The sequence below is a fragment of the Pseudomonas sp. 1121_17 genome (assembly GCF_052850745.1).
In genome coordinates this window covers 286292-311030 of sequence record NZ_VXCX01000001.1, presented here as the reverse complement: position 1 = coordinate 311030, position 24739 = coordinate 286292, and the positions used below count along the sequence as shown (strand labels likewise).

The following is a 24739-nucleotide window of genomic DNA, read 5'->3' as shown; positions in this document are numbered from 1 at the left end:
CCTTTTACTGATGCACGGCCAACTGGTAGGCCGTGTACTTGCGAATATTGATCACGCCGGTATCGAAGATCAGGTACTGGCCCTTGATCCCGAGCAGAGTGCCTTCGATGACCGGGGTCTTGTCCAGGTTGAGGCTGACGATCTTTTTCGGATAGGCCTCGACCGGGTAACGGATCTCGACCACTTCGGCATCGGGCAGCGGCTGGATTGCCTGAAGGCCAAATCGTTCGTGCAGGGTGCGGATACCGTTAGCGCAGGCGTCGAAGATCTGCTCGCGAATCGCCGCCAGGTCGAGCACCTCGGCATCGCCCTTGAGCAGGTTGCGCCAGTTGGTGCGGTCTGGCACCTGGCTGCGCAGTACATCCTCGACCAGGCCCGACTGCTGCCGAGTGGAAACGCGCATGATCGGCAGGGCCTGGATGGCGCCCTGATCGAGCCAGCGGGTTGGCAGTTGGGTAGCGCGGGTGATACCGACCTTGACCCCCGACGAGTTGGCCAGGTAGACCACGTGATCGGTCATGCAGAACTGCTCGCCCCAGGACGGCTCGCGGCAGGTGCCGGCGTCGTAGTGGCAACGTTCCGGGGCCATGATGCACAGGTCGCACTGGGCCAGCTTGGTCATGCATGGGTAGCAGTAGCCCTGGCTGTAACTGGTCTTGGTGCGCTTGCCGCAGTGGCTACAGTGGATGGCGCCGAGGTATTCAAGGCGCAGGGTCTTGCCGATCATCGGGTTGACCGGCACCAGCGAATCACCCAGGCGAAAGCTGTATTGCACAACCGGTGCCTGCAATTGCACCGACATCTTGCTCAAAGAGCCACGAGCGAGTTCGATCAATGTACCGAGTCCGACTTGAACAGAATATTGGCGATGGGCGCCGACTTCGAGGCGCACTCTTGCGGGCCCATGTAACCGGTACGCTGGTCTTCCGGCAGGTTCTGCAGCTCCCAGGCGATGACCGCCTGCAGCGACAGCTCTTTCTGCTCGACGGTGAGCTTGCGCCCGTCGGACCATTTGCCCAGCTCGACCGCAAGCTTGAGGCTCTGGTAGATCTCGGGGGTGATGTTTTCAATCATTTGGGCGAACGTGGACATTGTCTCTCCTCAATCAAGCCGACAGTTTACGCCGCGCCAGCGCTCCACCCAAGAGCCCAGTCAGGCATCCGATGAGCAGGCCACCGACATGCGCGGCATTGGCGATCTGGCCGAAGCCGAGCTGGCCGACCACGCCGGTCAGGCACACCACCAGCCAGATCAGCATCATCACCAGTACGCCTTTGGGCAGGCGGTAATGCGGGTTGGGTGCCAGCCACTGGTACAGCCAGACGTAGCCGAGCAAGCCGTACAACACGCCGGACAGCCCGCCGAACAGGCTCGGGCCGCCGACCAGGTGCTGGGCCAGGTTGGAGATCAAGCTGAACAACAGCGTCAGCAACAGCAGCAACCATGGCCCCTGGCGCAGCTCGATGCGCTTGCCCAGCTCCCAGTACCACATGCCATTCATGGCCAGGTGGAGGAAGCCGAAGTGCAGCAGCATTGGCGATATCAGGCGCCACCACTGACCGTCGCTCAGGCCTTGCGCCAGCGAGGTGAAGTACAGATATTCACCCTGCACGCGAAAATCGAGAAAGGTGAACCAGCTTAGGGTCGACAGGTTGTCGCCCAGCCCGGTGATTGCCGCGACCACCACGCACAGCAGCAGTACGCCAGCCGTGACCTTGCACGCGCTGGCCTGCTGGGCCAGGGACGGTTGCCTGGGCAGGCTGGCCTGGGCAGCCGCCGGCAGTTCGATCTGGTCGTTGCCTTCGGGGTAGCGCTCATACAGCTGGCGGACATCCTCGAGCAAGGCCTGCGGCGCCCACAGCACCTGCTCTTCGCCCTCCTCGCTGACCCGGTGCGGCACCTGCAGGCGGCGCAGCAGGCTGACAAAACCACTGAGGTCGACGGTCAACGGCAGGCGCAGCACTTCGATCACATTCATTGAGTGTCCTGTGGGCGCTCGACATCGACCCAGACGAACTTGTGCGGGTCGATGCCGGTTTCGTCATCCAGGCGATAGGCCGCCAGTTTGCCGTAGAGCACGGCGCTGTAATCCAGGCAGGCCAGATTTGGCCGGATCGGCGCCGGGCGACCGCTGCGCCAGTAATGGCCGACGAACAGCATCGGTTGCGCTTCGTCATAGCGCAGCAAGGCGTTTTTCTGCGTGTGGCTGAGCGGCGCGCTGGCTACCTCGTCCGGTAAGGCATCGGGCTGGAACACGATGTCGCCGTAGGTCTGCGGGTCTTCTTCCCAGAACTTGGTGCGGAAGAACGCCCGCGTCAGGCCATCGCCACCGGTCAGGGTGAGGCCATCCGGCAGGCGCATGTCGGTGCCGCGCAGGAGCCGATTACACACGGTCGAGGCAAAGCTGCCGGACACACCCGAGGCCTGAATGAAGTGCTCGTCGATGCAGCCGCTTGGGTACTGCGGGCGCAACTGCTCGATCAGGCTCGGGTCCCAGCAGGCGTGCACCAGCCGGAAGCGCCCGGCATCGACAAACAGCGGCAGCTCGTAGAACCAGGCCAGGAAGTCGTGCCAGTCGCCCGGGTGCTGGGCGAACTGGGTCAGGGTTTCGTCGATCAGACGCGCGTTACGCGGCGTGTGCTCACGGACAAATGCCTTGCCACTGCCGGGCAGCGCCGGCGTGACCCAGGCCAAGGCGTTGTACTCATGGTTACCCATGATGCAGAACGCCTGACCGGCCACGACCATGTCGTGGACGATATGCAGCGCCTCGCGAATACGCGGGCCGCGATCGACGATATCGCCGAGGAACAGTGCCTGGCGCCGTGGATGCCGCCAGACCCCGCCCACGCGCTTGTAGCCGAGGGTATCGAGCAGGCGTTCGAGGGTATGTGCACAACCGTGCACGTCGCCGATGATATCGAAACTGCGCGCCGGATCGAGCATCAGTCGCCCCCACCCCCCAGGCGGCTGCCCCAGCCGAGCTTGGTGCGGCAGACTTCGTAATAGTTGTGATCGAGCGGGTGGATCAGGCGCAGTTTCTGCGGCTTTTTGCTCACCGTGATGGTATCGCCGGGGGCGCAGGTGAAGTGGTTCTGGCCGTCACAGGACACTTGCGGATAGATCTGCAGGTCCTGCGAGACGACGATCTTCAGCTCGCTGTTGCCATCGACCACGATCGGCCGGCCCGACAGGGTGTGCGGGTACATCGGCACGATGACGATGGCGTCGAGCTTGGGATGCATGATCGGCCCGCCGGCCGACAGCGCATAGGCGGTCGAGCCGGTGGGGGTGGCGACGATCAGGCCGTCGGCCTTCTGGCTGCAGACGAACTGGCCATCGATGTAGATTTCGAACTCGATCATCCGCGTCGACTTGCCCGGGTGCAGGACCACGTCGTTGAGCGCGTCGCCCTGGCCAATGGCTTCACCGTGACGGCGCACTTCGGCCTGCAGCAAGAAGCGGTTTTCGACCAGGTAGTGGCCGTCGAGCACTTCGGCGACCTTGACCTCGAGCTCATCCGGGCGGATGTCGGTGAGAAAGCCCAGGTTGCCGCGGTTGATACCGAGCACCGGTACATTGTGCCGGGCCAGTGCGCGTGCGGCGCCGAGCAGGCTGCCATCGCCGCCGACCACGATGACCAGGTCACAGACCTCGCCGAGCAGCTTGCGGGTCGAGGTCTGCAGGCCATGCCCTGGCAGCACTTCGGCAATCGTGTCCTCGAGGATCACGTGCATATGGCGATCGAGGAGGAACGTTTTCAGTCGGCGAATGGTGTCGAGCACCTGTGAGCTGCCCAGGCGGCCGATGATACCGATATTGCGAAATTGCTCCATGGTGCTCCTGCAAGGCCGTACGGCGGGTAACGATAGCGGGTAACGATAGACGGATTATGGTCGAAACGACCGTCCAGCGGCAAACCGGCTATGCTCGCAGGATGACGCCCTTCACCGAGCTGCGCGACCTGCCCCGCCGTTTGCGCCGCCCTGCGGTGCGCGATCTGGCCTGGGCGCTGCTGTCACCACCGCTGATGCGCGACTTGCCCGCACCACAGCGCCACCCGTTGACCGCCAGTGACTGGGCTGCCGACCCACAGCAGCTGCAGGACTGGTTACTGGCGCTGGATGGCGATGATCAACCGTTGCGCGATTGGCTGGCGAAGATGACCAGCCGGCGCCTGGGCCTGTATTACGAGGCCCTCTGGCAGTTCGCCTTGAACCACGCCAGCGGGGTCGAACTACTCGGCGCCAATCTGCCGATCCGCGAAGGCGGCCGCACGCTGGGCGAGCTGGATATCCTCCTGCGCGACCGCGACGGTGTGCATCATCTGGAACTGGCGATCAAGCTCTACCTCGGCCCGGCCAATGGCGCTGGCCCAGGCTCCATGCACTGGCTGGGGCCTGGTTGCCATGATCGGCTCGACCTGAAACTGGCACACCTTGTCGGTCATCAGCTGCCGATATCTGCTCGCCCAGAGAGCCAGGCGCTGCTTGCGGAGCTTGGCCTGGATCAGCCCCAGGCGCACCTGTGGCTGGGCGGCTATCTGTTCTACCCAGGCATGCTTGCAGTCCATCCTCCAGCCGGCGCAGAACCTGCGCACTTACGCGGTGACTGGCTGCATCGGCGCGACTGGCTCGGCTACCGCTGCAGCGCAGCAGAGGGCCGCTGGCAGATACTGGCGCGCCAGCAATGGCTAGCACCCGCGCGTATTGCAGACAGCGAATGCTGGACGCCAGCGCAGTTCGAGCAATGGCTGATGCAGCTGGACCCGTTGGCACCCGCGCAATTGCTGGTCAGGTTGACGCAGGCCGAAGACGGCGGCTGGGAGGAACAGCAGCGGTTGTTTCTGGTGGCGGACAGCTGGCCACACTTGCCGACCTGAGCAACAGGCCGCCAGGGTTTTCGACAGATTCACGCAAATATCCGCGCAGCCTTCGACCTGTAGCAAAGAAATCTGTCAGCCATTGATTAGAGTTAGCGATACGCGCCAGCAAGAGCGCCTTTTCGACCTGATAAGTGAGGAGTGACCATGGTTCCAACCAACCCGCCGGCGCATTACGCGCGGATCTCGATTGCCCTGCACTGGCTGATGCTGGTGTTGCTGGCAAGCGTCTACGCCCTGATCGAACTGCGCGGCCTGTTCCCCAAGGACAGCGCCGAACGCAACCTGATGAAAGACCTGCACTTCATGTTCGGCCTGACCGTGTTCGTACTGGTGTGGCTGCGCCTGGCCATGCGCCTGATCAACCCGACGCCGCCGATCACGCCCAAGCCGCCGGCCTGGCAGACTGGCCTGGCGCACCTGGTGCACCTGCTGCTGTACCTGCTGATGATCGGCATGCCGCTGGCAGGCTGGCTGATCCTCAGCGCTGCCGACAAGCCGATCCCGTTCTACGGCCTCGAGCTGCCCGCGCTGGTCGGGCCTGATTCGGACTTTGCCAAGTTCATCAAAGGCTGGCATGAGCGGGTTGGCGGCTGGGGCTACTGGCTGATTGGCCTGCATGCACTGGCCGGGCTTTACCATCACTACATCAAGCGCGATAACACCCTGGTGCGCATGCTGCCCTACAAGTAACCGCGTCGGCCCTGCAGCCCGCCTGTGTGCACGAACAGCAGGCGGCTGCCGGGCCTGAAGCGCCCCGCCTCGACCTCATCGCGCAGCGCCAGCAGGGCCTTGCCGGTGTACACCGCCTCCAGCGGCAGGCCACTGTGCTGTTCGCTGTCGGCGATAAACGCCAGCAGCTCATCATCCAGGCGCGCAAAGCCGCCACGGCAAGCGTCATGCAATTGGTAGCCCTGCTCTCCTGCCAACTCTGCAACCGTCGCCGCTACGCCGTGGTCTGCTGGAACTGCAAGAGCGCCATGCACCGGGCGCGCACCAGCTTCAGCGAGCACCAGCCCCGCCAGGGTGGTGCCGGTACCGACGGCCAGCCACCAGCTATCGTAGTCATCCCAACCCAGCTGCGGCAGCTGCTCGCGTGCCTGCTCGACGATCAATCGGCAACCCAGGGCGCCGGCAACGCCGCCACCGCCCTCGGCGATGCACTGCCAGCCGGGGTAGCGGGCTTGCCACTCAGCCCAGAACTGCGGCTCATGTCGCGCCCGGTAGCCGCCATAGCCGAGCCAGTGCAGTTGCATGCCCAAGGCTTGCAGGTCGCGCACAGTCGGGGTGTCCTGCGCATGGCCACGCAGCAGGCCGGCGGTGGCAAAGCCAAACCGTTTGCCGGCAGCGGCCAGCGCGTGCAAATGGTTGGAGTGGTTGCCGCCCAGGCTGATCAAGCCGGGCGCGTTGCACCGCCAGGCTTCGACCAGATGGTCGCGCAGCTTGAACCACTTGTTGCCGCTGATCAGCGGGTCGATCAGGTCCAGGCGCAACACTGCGAGCTGGACCTCAGCGCGCTGAGTCCAGGGCAAGCACAGCGGTTGTAGAGGTGCCTGAGGCAGGCAGGAGAGTTCGGCAGACATCGGCCGAGTCTACCAGCTTGGGCCGGGGCCGCGCTGCAGCCCCAACCCATGCCGTTACAGCTCGGCGGCCAAGCGCGAACCTTGGTTGATGGCGCGCTTGGCATCCAGCTCGGCGGCCACATCGGCGCCGCCGATCAGGTGCACCGACTGCCCCGCTGCGATCAGCCCGTCCTGCAGTTCGCGCAGTGGATCCTGGCCTGCACAGATCACCACGTTGTCCACCGCCAGCAACTGTGGCTCGCCATCAGCGATGCGTACATGCAAACCAGCGTCGTCGATCTGCAGGTATTCGACGCTGTTGAGCATCTGTACCTGCTTGTTTTTCAGGCCAGTGCGGTGAATCCAGCCGGTAGTCTTGCCCAGACCGTCGCCGACCTTGGTCTTCTTGCGCTGCAAAAGGTACACCTGCCGCGCCGGCGCATGCGGCTCGGGCTTGATCCCGGCCACGCCACCACGCGCTTCGAGCGCAGTGTCGATGCCCCACTCTTTCCAGAACGCATCGCGATCCAGGCTGGTAGCGACGCCCTGGTGCACCAGGTACTCGGACACATCGAAACCGATGCCGCCCGCGCCGATCACCGCAACCCGCTGGCCGACCGGCTTGCGCTGCAACAGTACATCCAGATAATTCAGCACCTTGGCGTGCTCGATGCCGGGGATAGCCGGGTTGCGCGGGACAATACCGGTGGCCAGGATGATCTCGTCATAACCGCCGGCAATGAGCTGCTCGGCGCTGACTCGGCTATTCAGGCGCACGTCCACGCCCGTGAGCTGCAGCTTGTTACGGAAATAGCGTAGGGTTTCGGAGAACTCTTCCTTGCCCGGCACGCGCTTGGCCACGTTGAACTGGCCACCGATCTCGCCAGCGGCGTCAAACAAGGTTACCTGATGGCCGCGCTCGCCGGCCACGGTCGCCGCAGCCAGGCCAGCCGGGCCAGCACCCACCACCGCGATACGCTTGGCCTGGGTCACCGGCAGATAATTCAGTTCGGTTTCATGGCAGGCGCGCGGATTGACCAGGCAACTGGTCAACTTGCCGCCAAAGGTGTGATCAAGGCAGGCCTGGTTGCAGCCGATGCAGGTATTGATCTGCTCAGCCTGATCGGCTGCGGCCTTGTTGACGAACTCTGGATCGGCCAGAAATGGCCGGGCCATCGACACCATGTCGGCATCGCCGGCAGCCAGCACGGCCTCGGCAACTTCGGGTGTGTTGATGCGGTTGGTGGTGATCAATGGGATGTTGACGTGCCCACGCAGCTTGGCCGTGACCTTGCTGAAGGCCGCCCGCGGTACTTTGGTGGCGATGGTCGGGATGCGCGCTTCGTGCCAGCCGATGCCGGTATTGATCAGCGTTGCCCCGGCCTGCTCAATGGCCTTGGCCAGTTGCAGGATCTCTTGCCAATCGCTGCCCCCTTCGATCAGGTCGAGCATCGACAGGCGGAAGATGATGATGAAGTTCGGCCCCACCGCCGCACGCACGCGGGTGACGATTTCGACCGCCAGGCGCATGCGATTGGCGTAGCTCCCACCCCAGCGATCGGTGCGGTGGTTGGTGTGAGCGGCGAGGAACTGGTTGATGAAGTAGCCTTCCGATCCCATGATCTCGACGCCGTCATATCCCGCGCGCTGGGCCAGTTCGGCACAGTTGACGAAGTCGGCGATCTGCTTCTCGATGCCGGCTTCGTCCAGCTCCTTGGGCTTGAACGGGTTGATCGGCGCCTGAATCGCGCTCGGCGCCACCTGGCGTGGGCTGTAGGCGTAACGGCCGGCGTGGAGGATCTGCAGGCAGATCTTGCCCCCAGCGGCGTGCACCGCCTCGGTGACGATACGGTGCTGGTCGGCTTCTTCAGCGGTGCTCAGCTTGGCAGCGCCGGAGTACACGCCACCCTCATCGTTTGGCGCAATGCCACCCGTGACCATCAGGCCAACACCACCGCGTGCTCGCTCGGCGAAGTACACTGCCATGCGCTCGAAGCCGCCTGGGCGCTCTTCCAGGCCGGTGTGCATGGAGCCCATAAGGGTGCGGTTGCGCAAAGTGGTGAAGCCAAGATCAAGCGGGGCCAGCAGGTTCGGGTAAGCCATGGAGCAACTCCACATGGGCAAAATCACGGGATGCGGGCGCCTCGCTGCGAGGCGGGGCCCGTCGGTTATCTGCCATCGACATTAAACAGCCGTTTGAACCGGCTCAATGATCGAAACTGACAACTTATTGATCCTGCTGCACAGCAGGTCTACCCTAAGGCTCCTTACATTCGATGGTGCCGCAGCGGTTCATGCGTAAACTTCTCGCAAGCGCCCTGGCGCTGGTAATGATCGCCGCGTTGTGTGGCTATGGTTTCTGGACGCAACAGCGCCCTGAAGGCCACTACCTGTCTGACCTGCGTATCGAGCTGGCGCTCAATCAGGGTAGCCCTGGCGAGCGCGGCAACCTGCTCGGCATCGAGCCGCTGCTCTACCCCAGCGACTATCAAAACCTGCAACGGCTGCGCCTCAAGCTTGCCGCCTACCTGCAGCAGGCCCGCGAGCAGGGGCTGGTGAATCCGCGCACGGTAGTGGTATTGCCTGAGCACATCGGTACCTGGCTGTGGGCGCGCGGTGAAAAAAACGAGCTGTATCAAGTGACCCAGCGGCGCGAGGCCGAGCAATGGCTTGAGCTGAGTAACCCGCTGCGCTACGGCCTGGCAATGCTCTGGGCGACCGGCGACGACCGCCGCGCAGATGCGCATCTGCGCATGAAGGCGGCGCAGATGGCCGCCGACTATCAGGCCCTGTTCAGCGGCCTGGCGAAGGAATTTGGCGTGACTCTGGTGGCCGGCTCGATTGTCCTGCCCGCGCCCTATGTGGAGAACGGCGTGCTGCACGCCGGCAGCGGCCCACTGTTCAACAGCAGCCTGGTATTCGCCGGCGACGGCAGTGTGCTGGGGCAGCCGCAACGCCAGCAGTTTGCCGACAGCGAAGTACGCCGGTACATTCAGGACGGTCGCGGGCAGGACGGTCGCGAGCAGCCCCTGCACGTCGTTTCGACCCCCGCTGGACGTCTTGGCGTGTTGATCGGCAGTGACAGCTGGTACCCGGAAAATTATCAGCAGCTGGCGCAGCAGTCCGCACAGCTGATCGCCAACCCGGTATTTCTCAGTGGCAAGCACAGCTGGGAGGCACCCTGGCGCGGTAATCGCCATCAGGATGCCGCCGCCGAGCTGCCACTGCAGCGTGGTCAAGTCAGCGAACAACAGGCCTGGCGGCAACTGACCCTGGCCGCCAATCCCGGCCTGACCAGCATCAGCGTGTTCATGCGTGGCCAATTCTGGGAACTTGGCGCTGACGGTCAAGGCTTTGCCAACCACGCTGGCGGCCAGTTGGCCGGCACCTCGCAGCATGGCGCCCGCCTGCTCAACGTGTGGTTGTAAGGCCATGCCCAGGCCGCGTGTGCGCCTCGGTGAATTGACTGTAGGGTTCGTCCAGTCTCTGGCTGAGGCCCTGCAACAGCTGGGGCATGATCCTACGCCGTTGCTCGAGCGTTACGGCCTGACCAGCAGCCGCCTGGCCCAGCCCGGCGCGCGCTTGTCGATACCGCGCTACATGCACCTAGGCCATGCAGCAATCAAGCTCAGCGGCGAGCCGGCGTTGGGCCTGCGCATGGGCAGCTTGAGCCGGCTGGCACAGACAGGTTTGGCCGGAGTCACCGCAGCTCAAGCACCGACGCTCGGCGAAGCTGCCCGCACCTTGCTGCGCTTCGAGCCGCTGTATGCGGCCAACTACCGTGGCAGCTCGGTGTTTGTCGAAGACACACAAGGCGCCTGGCTGCGCTTCTATTCGATCAGCCCCTACAACGACTACAACCGCTTCGTGGTCGACTCGCTGCTGTCGGGCTGGCTTGCGCAGTTAGGCCAGCTTGCGGGGCGGCCGGTGCAGGCAGAGCGAATGGAGATCGAATTTGCAGCGCCAAGCTACGCAGCGGGCTATCAGGCACTTTGTGCCACGCCGATACACTTCGCGGCCGAAGGTAATCAGCTGCGCCTGAGCCGGGCCACGCTTGAGCAGGCCAACCCGCAGCACTGCCCCAGCACCTGGCAGCATCTACTCCAGCTATGTGAAGTGGAGCTCGCCCAGCACACCCGTGTACGCAGCCTTGGCGAGCGCATCACACATCTGCTCGGACCGTTGCTTAACGGCGGGCGCGAGCCTGACCTGGAGGAAATCGCCCGCCATTTGCAATTGCCGACCTGGACCCTGCGCCGCAAGCTTGCCGAAGAAGGCACGCGCTTTCGCAGCCTGCTCAACGACACCCGCCAGGATCTGGCCGAGACCTACATCCGCGACACGGAGCTGGCCTTCGGCGAGATTGCCTATCTGTTGGGGTTTGCTTCAGCAGAAGCTTTTCAACGGGCGTTCAAGCGCTGGACCGGGCTTACACCGGGGGAGTTCCGGCGTAATCAACGGCGCACCGGTTAGAGCTCGGTGGCGTCGTCTGGCTCGGGGGCGTCCAGTTCATAGGCCTGATATTCGAGCAGCTCTTCCTGATAGTCGTCCATCGCCCTGCTTCCTCTTCACTCATGATGTTGGCTCATGTCGCCACGCTAAAGCGGGCGCATGACGCATTGATGACAAGCTTATGAGTGATAAACGTAGCAGGGGTTCGAATGATTACCCTGGGCAAGCTGTAACAACAAACTGCAAGGCCAATCGAGGCCTTGCAGAGGCCGTTTACATCGAGGCTGGAGCAGCCTCGCTGGCCGGAGCCTCCTGCTGCACCTGGATCGGCGAAGCCTCGTTGGGTGGCGCGATCGGCTGCGAGCTGCGGCTGTCGTCTACCACCGGCGCGGCAGGTGCCTCGCTGACGGGAGCAACGGCCGCTGGGGCGACTACAGGTGCTTCGGGAGCCGCTGGGGCCGCTGCAGGCGCCACCGCTGCAGCCGGAGCCAATGCGGCCGGCGCTGGCGCTTGCTCTGGCAGGCCCAGATCTGGCGCTGGCTGCTCAGCCTTCGGCGCCTCGACCTTGGCTTCAGCCTTTTTCGCCTTCTTCGGTTTGGGCTTGGGCAGGAAGCTCTCGACCAGCGCGAAGTAGCGCTCATAGAACTGCGGCGCCGTGACGGTTTCGCTGGCCACCTTGACCATCGAATCATCGCTCGAACCGATTGGCATCGACACCGAACCGAGAATCCCTACACCAAGGCTGGCCGAGGTATTGGACTTTTTCAGTGCGTAGCGATCCTGCAGGGCGTTGGCGAACATCGTCGAACGCTGGTCATCGCTGCTGTCGGGCGCACAGGTGACGCTGAAGCTGATCTGCAAATGGTTGTCGCTGTTCTGCTGAAAGCTCTTGTTGCCGGCGATCTGGTTCTCGCCCGTGCTGGTGATGATATAGCCCTGGCTGAGCAACGCACGCCGGGCCGCTTCGCAGGAGCCGGCGTCACTGACCGGGAAGCTGCGCGAGTAGGTACCCGAGTCATCGAAGTTCTCGTGCTCGTAGACCGCAGGTTTTTTCGAGGAGCAACCGGATACGCCCGCCAGCACAAGGGCCAGCCCGAGCGCACCGAAGACGGATGATCTGGACATCATGAATACCGGATTGGTCGAATGGCGCCTATTGTGCAACACATGCCCGCTGACTTAAACCGTTGATCTGTGAAGAAGGTGTCCTGCAAGGATTCTGTAGGAGCGGTTTCTACCGCAGAAACAAAAAAAGCGACCCGAAGGTCGCTTTCTCTGTGTGCTTCAAGGCGTTCAAGGGGCCTCGAAGCGAAGATGGCGCAGCGGACGGGACTCGAACCCGCGACCCCCGGCGTGACAGGCCGGTATTCTAACCGACTGAACTACCGCTGCGTATCATTCAGGCTTACGCCTGTTTGAAACTGGGATCTGACCTACAGCAACCTGTGCTGGCGGTTCAGGCACAAAAAAAGCGATAACGTGATCGCTTCTTTTGCGTTGCTTCGAGGCGTTCAAAGGGCCTCGAGGCGAAGATGGCGCAGCGGACGGGACTCGAACCCGCGACCCCCGGCGTGACAGGCCGGTATTCTAACCGACTGAACTACCGCTGCGTATCGTTCAGGCTTGCGCCCGATTGAAACTGGGATCTGGCACAAAGGCTTGGCCTTTGAACCTCAGACCGGTGACAAGCACCCATCTGGAGAAAAGTGGCGCAGCGGACGGGACTCGAACCCGCGACCCCCGGCGTGACAGGCCGGTATTCTAACCGACTGAACTACCGCTGCGCATAGTGGACTTGCGTCCTGTTCCTCTCTACCGATTTGCTTCTTGCGAAGCTGACCAGTCAGGAACATCTCAGAAAGTGGTGGGTGATGACGGGATCGAACCGCCGACCCTCTGCTTGTAAGGCAGATGCTCTCCCGGCTGAGCTAATCACCCATATTCGCTTCAAGTGTTGCCTAGTTTTACCTAGCCTTGCTTGTTACGTTTACTTCGCTGAGGCCGCGAAATTTACGCAGGTACCGATGCTAAGTCAATACCCCCATTGAATTTTTTTTCAAAAAGGGCAAAACGGATCAGGTATAGATCATCTTGCGGCTCATGCCGCCGTCCACTACAAATTCCTGACCGGTAACGAACCCGGCCTGACGCGACAGTAACCATGCCACCAGCGCCGCGACGTCTTCCACTGTCCCTACCCTGCCGGTCGGATGCTGGGCGTGGTCGGCATCGGTCAACGGCTCAGCCCTGCGCTGGACCGGGTCACGTGCGTCGATCCAGCCCGGGCTCACCGCATTGACGCGAATCTCCGGGCCCAGGCTCATGGCCAAGGCATGGGTCAGCGCCAGCAGCCCGCCCTTGCTCGCCGCATAAGCCTCGGTATCAGGCTCGGATTGGCGTGCACGGGTCGAGGTCAAGTTGACGATGGCGCCGCCATGGGCACGCAGATACGGCGCACAGTGCTTGGCCAGCAGCATCGGGCCATTCAGATTGACCGCCAGCACCCGGTTCCACTGGCTCAGGCTCAGGCTTTCGAGGGTATGGTTGTGCGGGTTGGCGATGGCGGCGTTGCACACCAGCGCATCGAGGCGGCCAAATTGGCCAAGCACCTCGGACACCCCGGCACTGACCTGGGCTTCATCGGCAACGTCCATGGTGATGAACCAGGCATTGTCGCCAAGTGCTTTGGCCACCTTGGCACCACGCGGGCGGTCAAGGTCGCTGAGGACCACTTGCCAGCCCTCGCAGATCAGCCAGGCGGCAATGCCCAGGCCGATGCCGCGGGCGGCACCGGTAACCAGGGCGACCCGACCGTTATGATCGGGCTCGCCGCCCTTCCAGTCGATCACAGCGCTGCCAGCCCACGCGCCAGGTCGGCTTGCAGGTCAGCAACGTCTTCCAGGCCAACCGCAATGCGGATCAGGCTGTCACGGATACCCGCCGCCTCACGCTCCTGCGGCGACAGACGGCCGTGGGAAGTGGTCGCCGGGTGGGTGATGGTGGTCTTGCTGTCACCCAGGTTGGCCGTGATCGAGAGCAAACGGGTGGCATCAATGAAGCGCCAGGCGCCGTCTTTGCCGCCTTTGACCTCAAAGCTCACCACCGCACCGAAGTCACTCATCTGCCGTTTGGCCAGTTCGTGCTGCGGGTGGCTGGCGAGGCCAGCGTAGTGGACTTTCTCTACCCCATCCTGCTGCTCAAGCCACTGCGCCAGCGCCTTGGCACTCTCGCAATGGGCGCGCATACGCAGCTTCAGCGTCTCCAGGCCTTTGAGGAAGACCCAGGCGTTGAACGGGCTGAGGGTAGGCCCTGCGGTACGCAGAAAGCCCACCACTTCCTTCATCTGCTCGCTACGCCCGGCCACCGCACCGCCCATGCAACGGCCTTGGCCATCGATGAACTTGGTTGCCGAATGCACGACGATGTCGGCACCCAGCTTCAGCGGTTGCTGCAGCGCTGGAGTGCTGAAGCAGTTATCGACCACCAGCAGCGCGCCGCGGGCATGGGCGATCTCGGCCAGCGCGGCGATATCGACCAGTTCGGCCAGCGGGTTGGACGGCGACTCGACGAACAGCAGTTTGGTGTTGGCCTTGATGCCCTGCTGCCAACCGCTGAGTTCGGCCAGTGGCACGTAGTCCACCTCGACGCCAAAGCGCTTGAAGTACTTCTCGAACAGGCTGATGGTCGAGCCGAACACGCTTTGCGAGACCAGCACATGATCACCGGCGCTGCACAGCGCCATCACCGTCGACAGGATCGCCGACATGCCGGTAGAGGTGCCAACTGCCTGTTCGGCGCCTTCCAGGGCCGCCAGGCGCTCTTCAAAGGCGCGTACGGTCGGGTTGGTATAGCGCGAATAGACGTTGCCCGGTGTTTCACCGGCAAACCGCGCAGCTGCATCGGCAGCCGTGCGGAACACGTAGCTGGAGGTGAAGAACAGCGCGTCGCTGTGCTCAGCCTCCGGCGTGCGGTGTTGACCGGCGCGCACCGCCAGTGTGTCGAAAGCGACACCCTCGAGGTCGCTGTCCAGTCGCCCGGCATCCCATTGATCCGTCATGCCATCACTCCCAATCAGTTGTTGTAGAGGTCGATGATCGCGCTGACAGCCTGAGTCTTGACCTTCGCCGCATCGTTGCGATTTTGCTCGATACGGTCCAGGTAGGCGTCGTCGATGTCGCCGGTGACGTATTCACCGTCGAACACTGCGCAGTCGAAATGCTCGATCTTGATCTTGCCGCCACCGACCGAATCGATCAGGTCTGGCAAGTCCTGATAGATCAGCCAGTCGGCGCCGATCAACTCGGCCACCTGATCGGTGGTACGGTTGTGGGCGATCAGTTCGTGGACACTCGGCATGTCGATGCCGTAGACGTTGGGGTAACGCACTGCCGGGGCAGCGGAACAGAAGTAGACGTTTTTTGCGCCGGCCTCGCGGGCCATCTGGATGATCTGCTTGCAGGTGGTGCCGCGCACGATCGAGTCGTCGACGAGCATCACGTTCTTGCCGCGGAATTCCAGCTCGATGGCGTTGAGCTTCTGGCGCACCGACTTCTTGCGGGCGGCCTGGCCGGGCATGATGAAGGTACGGCCGATGTAGCGGTTCTTGACGAAGCCTTCGCGGAACTTCACGCCCAGACGGTTGGCCAGCTCCAGCGCCGCGGTACGGCTGGTGTCCGGAATCGGGATAACCACGTCGATGTCATGCTCAGGACGCTCGCGCATGATCTTGTCGGCGAGTTTCTCGCCCATGCGCAGCCGCGCCTTGTACACCGAGACGCCATCCATGATCGAGTCAGGACGCGCCAGGTAGACGTGCTCGAAGATGCACGGCTTGAGCATTGGGTTATGCGCGCACTGCTTGGTGTGCAGCTGGCCTTCCTCGGTGATGTACACCGCTTCGCCCGGTGCCAGGTCACGGATCAGGGTAAAGCCGAGCACATCGAGAGCGACGCTTTCGGAGGCGATCATGTACTCCACGCCCTCGTCGGTGTGACGCTGGCCGAACACCACCGGGCGAATACCGTTGGGGTCACGGAAGCCGACGATGCCATAGCCGGTGATCATCGCTACTACCGCGTAACCACCAACACAACGGCTGTGCACGTGGGAGACCGCCGCGAACACGTCTTCTTCGGTAGGCTGCAGCTTGCCGCGCACGGCCAGCTCGTGGGCGAATACGTTGAGCAGCACTTCCGAATCGGAGTTGGTGTTGACGTGGCGCAGATCGGACTCGTAGATCTCCTTGGCCAGCTGCTCGACATTGGTCAAGTTGCCGTTGTGGGCCAAGGTGATGCCGTACGGCGAGTTGACGTAGAACGGCTGGGCCTCGGCCGAGGTCGAGCTGCCCGCAGTCGGGTAGCGCACGTGGCCAATCCCCATGTGGCCGACCAGGCGCTGCATGTGCCGCTGCTGGAACACGTCGCGCACCAGGCCATTGTCCTTGCGCAGAAATAACCGGCCGTCATGGCTGGTGACGATACCGGCAGCATCCTGGCCGCGGTGCTGGAGGACCGTAAGCGCATCATACAGCGCCTGATTGACGTTCGACTTACCGACAATACCGGTGATGCCACACATGCGACGCAACCCCTACTTTGATGAAACTTGAGTGAATAGCGCTCAAGGCCGCGATGGCCCCAGCAACTGTTCCTTGAACGGAAGATCAGCAGGTGCGCTGATCCCACTGGACATCCACTGGCTGGTGAAACCCAGGATAAGGTTTTTCGACCAGTCAGCGACCAATAGAAATTGAGGTATCAGGCGCGACTCTTGCCACCATGGGTCCTGTTGTACAGGGCCAAGGCTGAGCAGACCGACTGCCACGACAACCAAAAGGGCTCCACGGGCGGCGCCGAAGGCCATGCCCAGAAAGCGATCGGTGCCGGACAGCCCGGTCACGCGGATCAGCTCGCCTATCAGGAAATTGAGCATCGCCCCGACAATCAGCGTGGCGACAAAAAGAATGGTACAGCCGGCGATGACCCGTGCCGAAGGCGTCTGGATGTAGCTTTCCAGGTACTGCGCCAACGAGCCGCCGAACATCCAGGCAACCGCACCTGCGGTAATCCAGATGACCAGCGACAGGGCCTCCTTGACGAAGCCGCGTGTCAAACTGATCAATGTGGAGACGGCGATAACAGCGATGATCGCCCAATCAACCCAGGTAAATGCCACGGTGCCGCCTGCATACGTTTGAGGCGGCGCATTTTACCAGAGCAACGGGCTGGGAGTAAGCGGAATGTCAGGGTGTTGCTTCACCAGCGCTGGCGACGCTGGCAAAGCGACATTCCGGACTCAGTTGCGCTCGGGCTGGAAGCGGGTGACAAAGCCCTTGAGCTTCTGCTGGCGGTTGATCACATCACGCAGGCGCTCGGCCTCGGCGCGCTCGATCAACGGCCCCACGTAGACTCGGTTCATGCCATCGGCTGAGCGGATGTAGGCGTTGTAACCCTGGCTGCGCAGGGTCTTTTGCAAGTTGTCGGCACCGGCCCGGTTGGACAGACTGGCCAACTGGATCGACCAACTGACTGGCAGACCGTTGGTGTCGATCTTGGAGGCGGCGGCAGGCTTGGTGGCGGCGACGCTGGCGGTGGCTGGCGCGGTGACCGGCGCACGATTCTCGACCTTCGGCGCAGGCGCTGGCGCAGTTACCGGCGCTGGCGACGGTGCAGCACTGATCGGCTGACTCGGCGTGGACGGTGGCGCGGTCGACTCATCGACCACCACCGGTGGCTGCTCGACAATCGGCTGCTGCTCGGGCACCTGGATCGTCTCGACCTGCACCTGCGGCAAGCTCGGCATAGCCGGGGCCTCGGGCGCATCGACCCGGACCTGGCGCATCTCGTCTTCGCGGGTGAACAGCATCGGCAAGAAGATCACCGCCAGTGCAACCAGCACCAACGCACCGACCATGCGCTGTTTCATTCCCTTATCCAGCACTGCCATTTACTCCGCCCTCAGGAGCCTGCTGCGCAAGCCATTGCAAGGCCTGGGCAACACAGAAAAACGAACCGAACAGCACGATCTGATCATCGCCGGTCGCGTGTGCGCACTGGCCCTGCAAAGCGGCCTCGACGCTGGGGTAAGACTTCACCGACTGGCCAAGGTTCGTCAAGGCCTGCGCGAGCTCGCCAGCCGGGCGACTGCGCGGGGTGTCGAGCGGCGCCACGGCCCAGCTGTCGAACAGCCCCTGCAGCGGCGCGAGCACGCCGTCGAGGTCCTTGTCTGCGAGCAGGCCGAACACCGCCAGGCGTTTGCCCAGTGGTGGCCTGGCAGCCAGCCGTCGTGCCAGGTACTCGGCCGCATGCGGGTTGTGGCCGACATCCAGCAGGACCTCGACAGCTGTACCCTGCCAGGTCAGCGAACGCCGGTCGAGGCGACCGCTCATGCGCGTGTCCAGCAGTGCCTGACGTACCTGCGCCGCGTCCCACTCCAGCCCCATCAGCAGATAGGCCTGCAACGCGAGCGCGGCGTTTTCCATAGGCAGATCGAGCAACGGCAGGTCATGCAGCTCGACCGCCGCGCCATCCAGGGTCCGACCCCGCCAGTGCCAGCTATCGGCACCCAGGCTCAGGTCAAAATCGCGGCTGCGCAGGAACAACGGGCAGCCCAGCTCGCGGGCTTTATCCAGCAACGGCTGCGGCGGCTCGAGATCACCACACAGGGCCGGTTTGCCCGGACGGAAGATACCCGCCTTCTCGAACGCCACCGCCTCACGCGTGTCGCCCAGGTATTCGACGTGATCGACGCCGATACTGGTGACCAGCGCCAGATCGGCATCGACAAGATTGACGGTATCCAGCCGTCCACCGAGGCCGACTTCGAGCACCACGGCATCCAGCGCCGACTGCTCGAACAGCCAGAACGCCGCCAGGGTGCCCATCTCGAAATAGGTCAATGAGGTGTCACCGCGTGCAGCCTCGACGGCGACAAACGCCTCGCACAGGCGCTCATCGCTGGCATCGACGCCATCGATGCGCACCCGCTCGTTGTAGCGCAGCAGGTGCGGCGAGCTGTACACGCCAACGCGCAGGCCCTGGGCCTTGAGCAACGCTGCGACAAAGGCACAGGTCGAGCCCTTGCCGTTGGTGCCGGTAACCGTCACTACCCGCGGCGCCAGCTTGCCCAGCCCGAGCCGCTGCGCCACCTGTTGCGAACGCTCCAGGCCCATGTCGATGGCTGAAGGGTGCAACTGCTCGAGATAGGCGAGCCATTCGCCGAGGGTACGCTGGCTCATCAGGCGACGGCCGCCACTTCCTGCACCAGGGCCTGGGCAGGCGTTGGCTGACCGGTCATCTGCGCCAGCAGACGGGCCAGACGTGGACGCAGATCAGGACGCGAGATGATCAGGTCGATGGCACCGTGCTCCAGCAGGAACTCGCTGCGCTGGAAGCCTTCTGGCAGCTTCTCGCGAACGGTCTGCTCGATTACGCGCGGACCGGCGAAGCCGATCAGCGCCTTGGGCTCGCCAACGATCACGTCGCCGAGCATAGCCAGCGAAGCAGAAACGCCGCCATAAACCGGGTCGGTCAGCACCGAAATGAACGGGATGCCTTCTTCACGCAGACGCGCCAGCACTGCCGAGGTCTTGGCCATCTGCATCAGCGAGATCAGCGCTTCCTGCATGCGCGCACCGCCGGAAGCGGAGAAGCAGATCATCGGGCAGCGATGTTCCAGGGCATAGTTGGCAGCACGCACGAAGCGCTCACCGACCACGGCCCCCATCGAGCCACCCATGAACGAGAATTCGAAGGCGCTGACCACGACCGGCATGCCCATCAGGGTGCCGCTCATGGAGATCAGGGCGTCTTTCTCGCCGGTCTGCTTCTGCGCGCCGACCAGACGGTCCTTGTACTTCTTGCCATCGCGGAACTTGAGGCGGTCGACCGGTTCCAGATCGGCACCCAGCTCGGCACGGCCTTCGGCGTCGAGGAAGATGTCGATGCGCGCACGGGCACCGATACGCATGTGGTGGTTGCACTTGGGGCAGACGTCGAGAGTCTTTTCCAGCTCCGGGCGATACAGCACGTTCTCGCAGGCCGGGCACTTGTGCCAAAGGCCTTCAGGCACCGAGCTTTTCTTCACCTCGGAACGCATGATCGAAGGGATCAGTTTGTCGACTAACCAGTTGCTCATGCTTCGTCTCTCCAGTATTTGACGGACGGGGACCGGTCACGCCGGCCAAGCCCTGCCCTTGAGCTCAATTTTTTCAAATGATTCGCTACCAGCTCGGTTCCGTGGCCCGCGGTAGTGCGGTGCCGGCCGGACGACCGGGCCGTGTTCAATATGTTCGACTGCGCCACAGCGCGCGCCGGGCAGCACCAGGCTGCGAAAGCTATGGACGATGGCGCGCGGCCAGCCGTCACATCTGCACTCATGCCTGGCGCACTGCGCGCATGAACGCTTCGATCCTGGCCGCGTCCTTGATGCCCTTGGCCTGCTCGACGCCGCCGCTGACATCCACCGCATACGGCTGCACCTGGGCGATCGCCTGGGCGACGTTGTCTGCGCTCAGGCCGCCGGCAAGGATGATCGGCTTGCTTAACCGCGCCGGCACCAACGACCAGTCGAACGCCTCACCGGTGCCACCAGGCACGCCGGCGACGAACGTATCCAGCAGAATTCCGCTGGCGCCCGCGTAGTGCTGGCAAGCCGCCTCCAGATCATCCCCAGGGCGCACCCTCAGGGCCTTGATATATGGCCGGTTGAAGCCCACACAGTCGCTCGGGGTTTCGTCGCCGTGGAACTGTAGCAGGTCCAACGGCACCGCCTCGAGGATCTCGTTGAGTTCGCAGCGTGAGGCATTGACGAACAAGCCGACCGTGGTCACGAACGGCGGCAGCGCGGCGATGATCGCCCGCGCCTGGTGCACGTCGACCGCGCGCGGGCTCTTGGCGTAGAACACCAGACCAATGGCATCGGCGCCTGCGTCGGCGGCAGCCAGGGCATCCTCGATGCGGGTAATCCCGCAGATTTTGCTGCGCACGCTGCTCATGGACGGCGAACCCTCTGTAATCGGTAAGGGGCGGATGGTAGCAAACGCTGGATGCCGCGTCAGTCCGCCAACGTATCGAAACCGCTGAGAAAGTGTGGGCCGATGTAACGCTGAGGCAGCACGAAAGGCTCGGGATATTCGACCTGGACCAGGTACAGCCCATACGGATGCGCGGTAACTCCGGCTTCGCGCCGGTCGCGGCTTTCCAGCACTTCACGAGCCCAGGCCACTGGCCGATCACCGCTGCCGATGCTCATCAACACACCAGCGATGTTACGCACCATGTGGTGCAGAAAGGCGCTGGCGCGGATGTCGAGCACGATCATCTGGCCGTGCCGGGTCACGCGCAGGTGGTACATCTCCTTGACCGGCGACTTGGCCTGACACTGGCTGGCGCGAAAGGCGCTGAAGTCGTGGGTACCGAGCAGGTATCGAGCGGCCTCGGCCATGCGCTCGACGTCGAGTGTGCGGTGATTCCAGGTGACTTCCTCGGCCAGGTGCGCCGGGCGGATCGGGTCGTTGTAGATGACGTAGCGATAACGCCGGGCGTTGGCTTTGAAGCGGGCATGAAAATCCGCCGGCATGACCGTCGCCCAGGTCACGCTGATGTCGTGGGGCAGATTGAAATTGGTACCCATGGTCCAGGCACGCTCGTCGCGCAGCGCATTGGTATCGAAATGCACAACTTGACCACTGGCATGCACACCGGCATCAGTGCGCCCGGCGCAAGACACGGTAATGGGGGCATTGGCCACCTTCGACAGGGCCTGCTCAAGCGCCTGCTGAACACTCGGTACGCCACTGGTCTGGCGCTGCCAGCCACGGTAGCGGGCGCCCTTGTATTCCACGCCCAGGGCAATCCGGGAGAAGCCTTCGGCCGCCGATTCGGCCCGGTCGATGTCGATGATGTCCAAGTAACTGAAACCTGTGGATGGAACAAAAGGCGGCAGTATAACGACAACGGCAGCCGATAGGGCTGCCGTTGCCGGGCAGGCGCCATGCCGGCCCTGCCCCGTTCTGCTGAACTGGCTGACTAGACCAGACGCGAGAGCATGTCCTCAGCTTCGCTGCGCTGAGTGTCGTCGCCGTCCTTGACCACTTCATCAAGGATATCCCGCGCGCCTTGATGGTCACCCATGTCGATGTAGGCACGCGCCAGGTCAAGCTTGGTCGCGACCTCATCGGCGCCGGAGAAGAAGTCGAAGTCCAAATCGTCCAGCGGCTCCAGCTCCTGATCGGCATCGGCGGCCGTGAACTGCGGCTCGAGCGGCGGGGTTTCCAGGCTCTGCGACAGCTTGTCGAGTTCGGCGTTGACGTCGTCCAGCTCGGAGGCGAAGTTCTGCGCTGCCGGCGAGTCGTCATCCAGCGACAGCGACAGGTCGAAGTCGTCCGGCAGCTCCAGCTCGGAGATCGGATCGAACTCGGGGATTTCGTCGAATGCGGCCAGTTCCGCCGCGACATCTACCGGTGGCTCTGCTGGCGGCGGCTCGACTGCTACGTCGCCGACGTCAAGGTCGAAGTCAGCCAGGTCATCAACGGCCTGCGGCTCGGCCTGGGCTTGTGCCTGTGCCAGCAGCGCTTCGAAATCATCGTCCGCGTCGGTAGCGGCAGCGACAGCGACAGGTTCAACCGGCTCGCTCAGCTCGGTTTGCGGATTATCGTCAAGCGTTACCGTGAGGTCGTCCTGGGGCTGCGCCTGCAGTGGCTCATCCAGCAACAGGTCATCGTCCAGACTGAGGTCGAAGGCAGTGTCCAGATCGTCTTCGGCAACCGGTTCGATATCGGCCAGTGCGGCCGGCTCGGGCTCAGGCTCTGCTGCAGGTGCGGGCTCGGTGATTACCGGCTCGGGCTCGAAAGACAGATCGTCAAGCACCGGCTCCGGCTCGACAGCGGCCGGGATGTCCTGTTCGTCCTGCAGCAGCTCCTGTACGTACTGCTCGTCCAGCTCAGCGGCCAGCGCCGCAGCACCGAGGCCGGCAGCTGCCACTGCAACCATGGCCGGGAAGCGCTCGCGCAGCGATTCGACTTCGGTTTGATTGGCTGGGTTGGCGGGCAACTGGCGTTCCTGCTCGACAAAGGCGTTTTGATCACCCTGGCGCGCGTAGACTTCCATCAGTTTGAGGCGCAGATCGCTGCGTTCCGGCTCGGCTGCAACCGCAGGTTCGAGCAGGTCGGCGGCGTGATTCAGGCGACCACGAGCCAGGCTCAGGTCGACTTGAGCGAGCAGTGGATCAGTCGTATCGGCTTGAGCTGCGGGCTCAGCCTCCACCACTGGCACCACCGGAGCAACCGGCACCACCGGCTTCTCGGCCGCTGTCGCCGCTGCTGCCGACGCTGCTACCACCGCTGGTGCAAGGGTCACGCTCGGCGCCGACATGTCCAGACCGTCGAAGCTGCCAGGTGGCAGATCCAGATCAGGGTTGCGCTCGCCCTCCTCCGACAAGGCACGGGCCATGCGCAGGTGTTTTTCGGCCTCTTGGTCGGCTTTGCGCTTACGCGCCAGCAAGAGCAGGAGCAACAGCAGCACGAGCAGCGCGGAACCGGCGATCAGCGCCAGCAACAGCGGGTTGCCTAGCAACTGGTCCAGAGCGCTCTGCTCCGGCTTGACCTCGTCTGCAGGAGCGACTTGCGGAGCAGTATCCACAGCAGCTGGCGCAGGTGTAACCACCGGCTCGGCCGGGGCCAGTTGCGCATCGACAGCAGGTACAGCAGGCTGAGCAGGCGTCTCTGCACCAGGCAGCGCAGCTGCAGCGGCCGGGTCTGGCTCGGCCGCGCCTTGGGCTTCAAGGCGGGCCAGCTGGTCGTTCTTCATCTGGATCAGACGCTGCAGCTTGTCCAGCTGGCTCTGCAGGTCGGTCATGCGGCTTTTCAATTCGTCGTTGTCACGACGGCTGGTGTCCAGGCTTTCCTGGGCCACGGCCAGCTTGTCACTGACCGCCTTGGCATCGTTCCTGGCGGTCTTGCCGCCAGGGGTCACCAGACGCAGGTTGTCGCCTTGAGCGATCTGCGCGGGCGTGGCTTCAGCGGCACCGCGGCGAGTGGCATCGAGCTGGCGGGCGCGCGGCCCGAGCCTGCGTCCTTCGCGCCAGGCGGCATATTGCTCGGCCACATCGCGATTGGCCTCACCCTGCGGGATGCTCTGGATCTGTTGCTGATCAGGCAGGCGCAGCACCTGACCGGCCTTGAGCTGGTTGATATTGTTGCCGATGAACGCGTCCGGGTTGAGCGCCTGGATCGCCAGCATGGTCTGCTGCACCGAGCCACCCTGGCTGTTGCGCGCAGCAATCTGCCAGAGGGTGTCGCGGCGCTTGGTGGTGTAGTTGGCGGCACCACTCACGGCCGGGTTGATATTGGCTGCATCAGGCTGCGCGCCTTGGGCCTGGGCCTGGTCGAGGAGGACGCTGTAGTCACGCAGCAAACGCCCCTGCGGCCACATTACCTGCACCAGGAACTTGACCACCGGCTCCGGCAACGGCCGGCTGGAAGTAACCCTTAACACGCTCTTGCCGTTGGGGCTGAGCACCGTGGTGAAGGTCAGGTCCTCGACGTAGGATGGATAGGCCACCCCGGCCTTGGCGAACTCTTCACGCGAAGCGAGGCTAGGTGCCACCTCGGCAGCGGTGAGGTCGCGAACGTCGAGCAGTTCGATCTCAGCGTCCAGCGGTTGGTTTTGCGCCGACTTCAGTGTCAGCTCACCCAACCCCAGAGCATTGGCCATGCCAGACGACAGCGCCGAAGCTGCCGCCATGGCCAGAACCAGTTTGCGAATTCGAAGCATGACCTCTTCCCTTGTATGAATCGTCCCGAAACCTGCATGCGGTGCAGGACAAAAGTGCTCAGCAGTATCTT

At 63.4% G+C, this 24739-nt stretch carries 22 protein-coding genes and 4 tRNA genes; 4 read left to right on the top strand and 22 right to left on the bottom strand.

The annotated features are described in order from the left end of the window. Positions 1 to 4: 4 nt before the first annotated feature. The 5 genes from FW789_RS01505 to FW789_RS01485 are packed head-to-tail and all read right to left on the bottom strand — an operon-like array spanning position 5 to position 3836. Complete coding sequence (locus FW789_RS01505; protein WP_103438087.1) at positions 5 to 835, bottom strand: DUF2797 domain-containing protein; 831 nt, start codon at positions 833 to 835, stop codon at positions 5 to 7. Then, on the bottom strand, positions 832 to 1092 hold the full coding sequence (locus FW789_RS01500) for a YeaC family protein (protein WP_101321377.1): 261 nt from the start codon (positions 1090 to 1092) through the stop codon (positions 832 to 834). Before FW789_RS01500 ends, FW789_RS01505 begins: the two co-directional genes overlap by 4 nt. A gap of 13 nt (positions 1093 to 1105) precedes the next feature. Continuing rightward, entirely contained in the window at positions 1106 to 1978 is an 873-nt protein-coding gene (locus FW789_RS01495; RefSeq protein ID WP_103438088.1) for a rhomboid family intramembrane serine protease, read from the bottom strand. Beyond that, entirely contained in the window at positions 1975 to 2946 is a 972-nt protein-coding gene (locus FW789_RS01490; protein WP_103438089.1) for a metallophosphoesterase, read from the bottom strand. Before FW789_RS01490 ends, FW789_RS01495 begins: the two co-directional genes overlap by 4 nt. Beyond that, entirely contained in the window at positions 2946 to 3836 is an 891-nt protein-coding gene (locus FW789_RS01485) for an NAD(+) kinase (RefSeq protein ID WP_101321383.1), read from the bottom strand. Before FW789_RS01485 ends, FW789_RS01490 begins: the two co-directional genes overlap by 1 nt. A 56-nt stretch (positions 3837 to 3892) precedes the next feature. Between FW789_RS01485 and FW789_RS01480 the strand changes: the two genes are divergently transcribed. Then, entirely contained in the window at positions 3893 to 4882 is a 990-nt protein-coding gene (locus tag FW789_RS01480; RefSeq protein ID WP_340611972.1) for a DUF1853 family protein, read from the top strand. Between the two features lie 147 nt (positions 4883 to 5029). Next, the gene (locus tag FW789_RS01475; protein ID WP_103438091.1) at positions 5030 to 5575 is read left to right on the top strand and encodes a cytochrome b; all 546 of its coding nucleotides are present in this window, start codon (positions 5030 to 5032) and stop codon (positions 5573 to 5575) included. On the opposite strand, the gene FW789_RS01470 is transcribed toward FW789_RS01475, so the two are convergent. Together FW789_RS01470 and FW789_RS01465 are read right to left on the bottom strand one after the other, a co-directional pair. Continuing rightward, positions 5566 to 6465 carry a 1-aminocyclopropane-1-carboxylate deaminase/D-cysteine desulfhydrase gene (locus FW789_RS01470; protein WP_446430797.1) on the bottom strand — a complete coding sequence of 300 codons (900 nt, stop codon included), beginning with the start codon at positions 6463 to 6465 and terminating at the stop codon, positions 5566 to 5568. The genes FW789_RS01475 and FW789_RS01470 overlap by 10 nt on opposite strands. A 54-nt stretch (positions 6466 to 6519) precedes the next feature. Next, entirely contained in the window at positions 6520 to 8547 is a 2028-nt protein-coding gene (locus tag FW789_RS01465; RefSeq protein ID WP_103438093.1) for an oxidoreductase, read from the bottom strand. A gap of 191 nt (positions 8548 to 8738) precedes the next feature. Between FW789_RS01465 and FW789_RS01460 the strand changes: the two genes are divergently transcribed. Both FW789_RS01460 and FW789_RS01455 read left to right on the top strand, forming a co-directional pair. Beyond that, on the top strand, positions 8739 to 9872 hold the full coding sequence (locus FW789_RS01460) for a nitrilase-related carbon-nitrogen hydrolase (protein ID WP_446430796.1): 1134 nt from the start codon (positions 8739 to 8741) through the stop codon (positions 9870 to 9872). Positions 9873 to 9876: 4 nt separating this feature from the next. Beyond that, positions 9877 to 10917: an AraC family transcriptional regulator gene (locus FW789_RS01455; protein ID WP_103438094.1), complete on the top strand. Its 1041-nt coding sequence runs from the start codon at positions 9877 to 9879 to the stop codon at positions 10915 to 10917. 252 nt (positions 10918 to 11169) lie between these two features. On the opposite strand, the gene FW789_RS01450 is transcribed toward FW789_RS01455, so the two are convergent. From FW789_RS01450 to FW789_RS01380, 15 genes are all read right to left on the bottom strand, one after another. Next, positions 11170 to 12021, bottom strand: a complete 852-nt coding sequence (locus FW789_RS01450; protein ID WP_103438827.1) for a DUF2242 domain-containing protein — start codon at positions 12019 to 12021, stop codon at positions 11170 to 11172. A 190-nt stretch (positions 12022 to 12211) separates the two neighbouring features. Then, a tRNA-Asp gene (locus tag FW789_RS01445) sits at positions 12212 to 12288 on the bottom strand. Between the two features lie 141 nt (positions 12289 to 12429). Then, positions 12430 to 12506, bottom strand: a tRNA-Asp gene (locus FW789_RS01440). Positions 12507 to 12603: 97 nt separating this feature from the next. Further along, a tRNA-Asp gene (locus tag FW789_RS01435) sits at positions 12604 to 12680 on the bottom strand. Positions 12681 to 12758: 78 nt separating this feature from the next. Further along, positions 12759 to 12834 (bottom strand) — tRNA-Val (locus tag FW789_RS01430). Between the two features lie 137 nt (positions 12835 to 12971). Continuing rightward, positions 12972 to 13745 carry an SDR family oxidoreductase gene (locus tag FW789_RS01425; protein WP_340613199.1) on the bottom strand — a complete coding sequence of 258 codons (774 nt, stop codon included), beginning with the start codon at positions 13743 to 13745 and terminating at the stop codon, positions 12972 to 12974. Continuing rightward, a complete protein-coding gene (locus tag FW789_RS01420) occupies positions 13742 to 14953 on the bottom strand; it encodes an O-succinylhomoserine sulfhydrylase (RefSeq protein ID WP_446430795.1) in 1212 nt (403 codons plus the stop codon). The genes FW789_RS01425 and FW789_RS01420 overlap by 4 nt, the downstream gene beginning before the upstream one ends. 14 nt (positions 14954 to 14967) lie before the next feature. Continuing rightward, a complete protein-coding gene (gene purF, locus FW789_RS01415) occupies positions 14968 to 16473 on the bottom strand; it encodes an amidophosphoribosyltransferase (RefSeq protein WP_101321405.1) in 1506 nt (501 codons plus the stop codon). A gap of 42 nt (positions 16474 to 16515) precedes the next feature. Beyond that, positions 16516 to 17070 carry a CvpA family protein gene (locus FW789_RS01410; RefSeq protein ID WP_101321407.1) on the bottom strand — a complete coding sequence of 185 codons (555 nt, stop codon included), beginning with the start codon at positions 17068 to 17070 and terminating at the stop codon, positions 16516 to 16518. Between the two features lie 120 nt (positions 17071 to 17190). Next, positions 17191 to 17841: an SPOR domain-containing protein gene (locus FW789_RS01405; RefSeq protein WP_103438097.1), complete on the bottom strand. Its 651-nt coding sequence runs from the start codon at positions 17839 to 17841 to the stop codon at positions 17191 to 17193. Then, complete coding sequence (folC, locus tag FW789_RS01400) at positions 17825 to 19132, bottom strand: bifunctional tetrahydrofolate synthase/dihydrofolate synthase (protein ID WP_446430794.1); 1308 nt, start codon at positions 19130 to 19132, stop codon at positions 17825 to 17827. The genes FW789_RS01405 and folC overlap by 17 nt, the downstream gene beginning before the upstream one ends. After that, complete coding sequence (accD, locus tag FW789_RS01395; protein ID WP_103438099.1) at positions 19132 to 20031, bottom strand: acetyl-CoA carboxylase, carboxyltransferase subunit beta; 900 nt, start codon at positions 20029 to 20031, stop codon at positions 19132 to 19134. Before accD ends, folC begins: the two co-directional genes overlap by 1 nt. A gap of 238 nt (positions 20032 to 20269) precedes the next feature. Further along, positions 20270 to 20890, bottom strand: a complete 621-nt coding sequence (locus tag FW789_RS01390) for a phosphoribosylanthranilate isomerase (RefSeq protein ID WP_103438100.1) — start codon at positions 20888 to 20890, stop codon at positions 20270 to 20272. Positions 20891 to 20949: 59 nt separating this feature from the next. Beyond that, positions 20950 to 21804 carry a tRNA pseudouridine(38-40) synthase TruA gene (truA, locus tag FW789_RS01385; protein WP_411564505.1) on the bottom strand — a complete coding sequence of 285 codons (855 nt, stop codon included), beginning with the start codon at positions 21802 to 21804 and terminating at the stop codon, positions 20950 to 20952. Between the two features lie 119 nt (positions 21805 to 21923). Then, on the bottom strand, positions 21924 to 24668 hold the full coding sequence (locus FW789_RS01380) for a FimV/HubP family polar landmark protein (RefSeq protein ID WP_446430793.1): 2745 nt from the start codon (positions 24666 to 24668) through the stop codon (positions 21924 to 21926). Positions 24669 to 24739 lie beyond the last annotated feature (71 nt).

Excerpts from the sequence above, each read along its gene's own strand:
- FW789_RS01405 (WP_103438097.1), bottom strand. The coding sequence starts at position 17,841 with ATGGCAGTGCTGGATAAGGGAATGAAACAGCGCATGGTCGGTGCGTTG.
- FW789_RS01495 (WP_103438088.1), bottom strand. The coding sequence starts at position 1,978 with ATGAATGTGATCGAAGTGCTGCGCCTGCCGTTGACCGTCGACCTCAGT.
- FW789_RS01380 (WP_446430793.1), bottom strand. The coding sequence starts at position 24,668 with ATGCTTCGAATTCGCAAACTGGTTCTGGCCATGGCGGCAGCTTCGGCG.
- FW789_RS01470 (WP_446430797.1), bottom strand. The coding sequence starts at position 6,465 with ATGTCTGCCGAACTCTCCTGCCTGCCTCAGGCACCTCTACAACCGCTG.
- FW789_RS01475 (WP_103438091.1), top strand. The coding sequence starts at position 5,030 with ATGGTTCCAACCAACCCGCCGGCGCATTACGCGCGGATCTCGATTGCC.
- folC (WP_446430794.1), bottom strand. The coding sequence starts at position 19,132 with ATGAGCCAGCGTACCCTCGGCGAATGGCTCGCCTATCTCGAGCAGTTG.
- FW789_RS01450 (WP_103438827.1), bottom strand. The coding sequence starts at position 12,021 with ATGTCCAGATCATCCGTCTTCGGTGCGCTCGGGCTGGCCCTTGTGCTG.
- accD (WP_103438099.1), bottom strand. The coding sequence starts at position 20,031 with ATGAGCAACTGGTTAGTCGACAAACTGATCCCTTCGATCATGCGTTCC.
- FW789_RS01490 (WP_103438089.1), bottom strand. The coding sequence starts at position 2,946 with ATGCTCGATCCGGCGCGCAGTTTCGATATCATCGGCGACGTGCACGGT.
- FW789_RS01420 (WP_446430795.1), bottom strand. The coding sequence starts at position 14,953 with ATGACGGATCAATGGGATGCCGGGCGACTGGACAGCGACCTCGAGGGT.
- FW789_RS01390 (WP_103438100.1), bottom strand. The coding sequence starts at position 20,890 with ATGAGCAGCGTGCGCAGCAAAATCTGCGGGATTACCCGCATCGAGGAT.
- FW789_RS01485 (WP_101321383.1), bottom strand. The coding sequence starts at position 3,836 with ATGGAGCAATTTCGCAATATCGGTATCATCGGCCGCCTGGGCAGCTCA.
- FW789_RS01465 (WP_103438093.1), bottom strand. The coding sequence starts at position 8,547 with ATGGCTTACCCGAACCTGCTGGCCCCGCTTGATCTTGGCTTCACCACT.
- FW789_RS01455 (WP_103438094.1), top strand. The coding sequence starts at position 9,877 with ATGCCCAGGCCGCGTGTGCGCCTCGGTGAATTGACTGTAGGGTTCGTC.
- purF (WP_101321405.1), bottom strand. The coding sequence starts at position 16,473 with ATGTGTGGCATCACCGGTATTGTCGGTAAGTCGAACGTCAATCAGGCG.
- FW789_RS01480 (WP_340611972.1), top strand. The coding sequence starts at position 3,893 with ATGGTCGAAACGACCGTCCAGCGGCAAACCGGCTATGCTCGCAGGATG.
- FW789_RS01500 (WP_101321377.1), bottom strand. The coding sequence starts at position 1,092 with ATGTCCACGTTCGCCCAAATGATTGAAAACATCACCCCCGAGATCTAC.
- FW789_RS01460 (WP_446430796.1), top strand. The coding sequence starts at position 8,739 with ATGCGTAAACTTCTCGCAAGCGCCCTGGCGCTGGTAATGATCGCCGCG.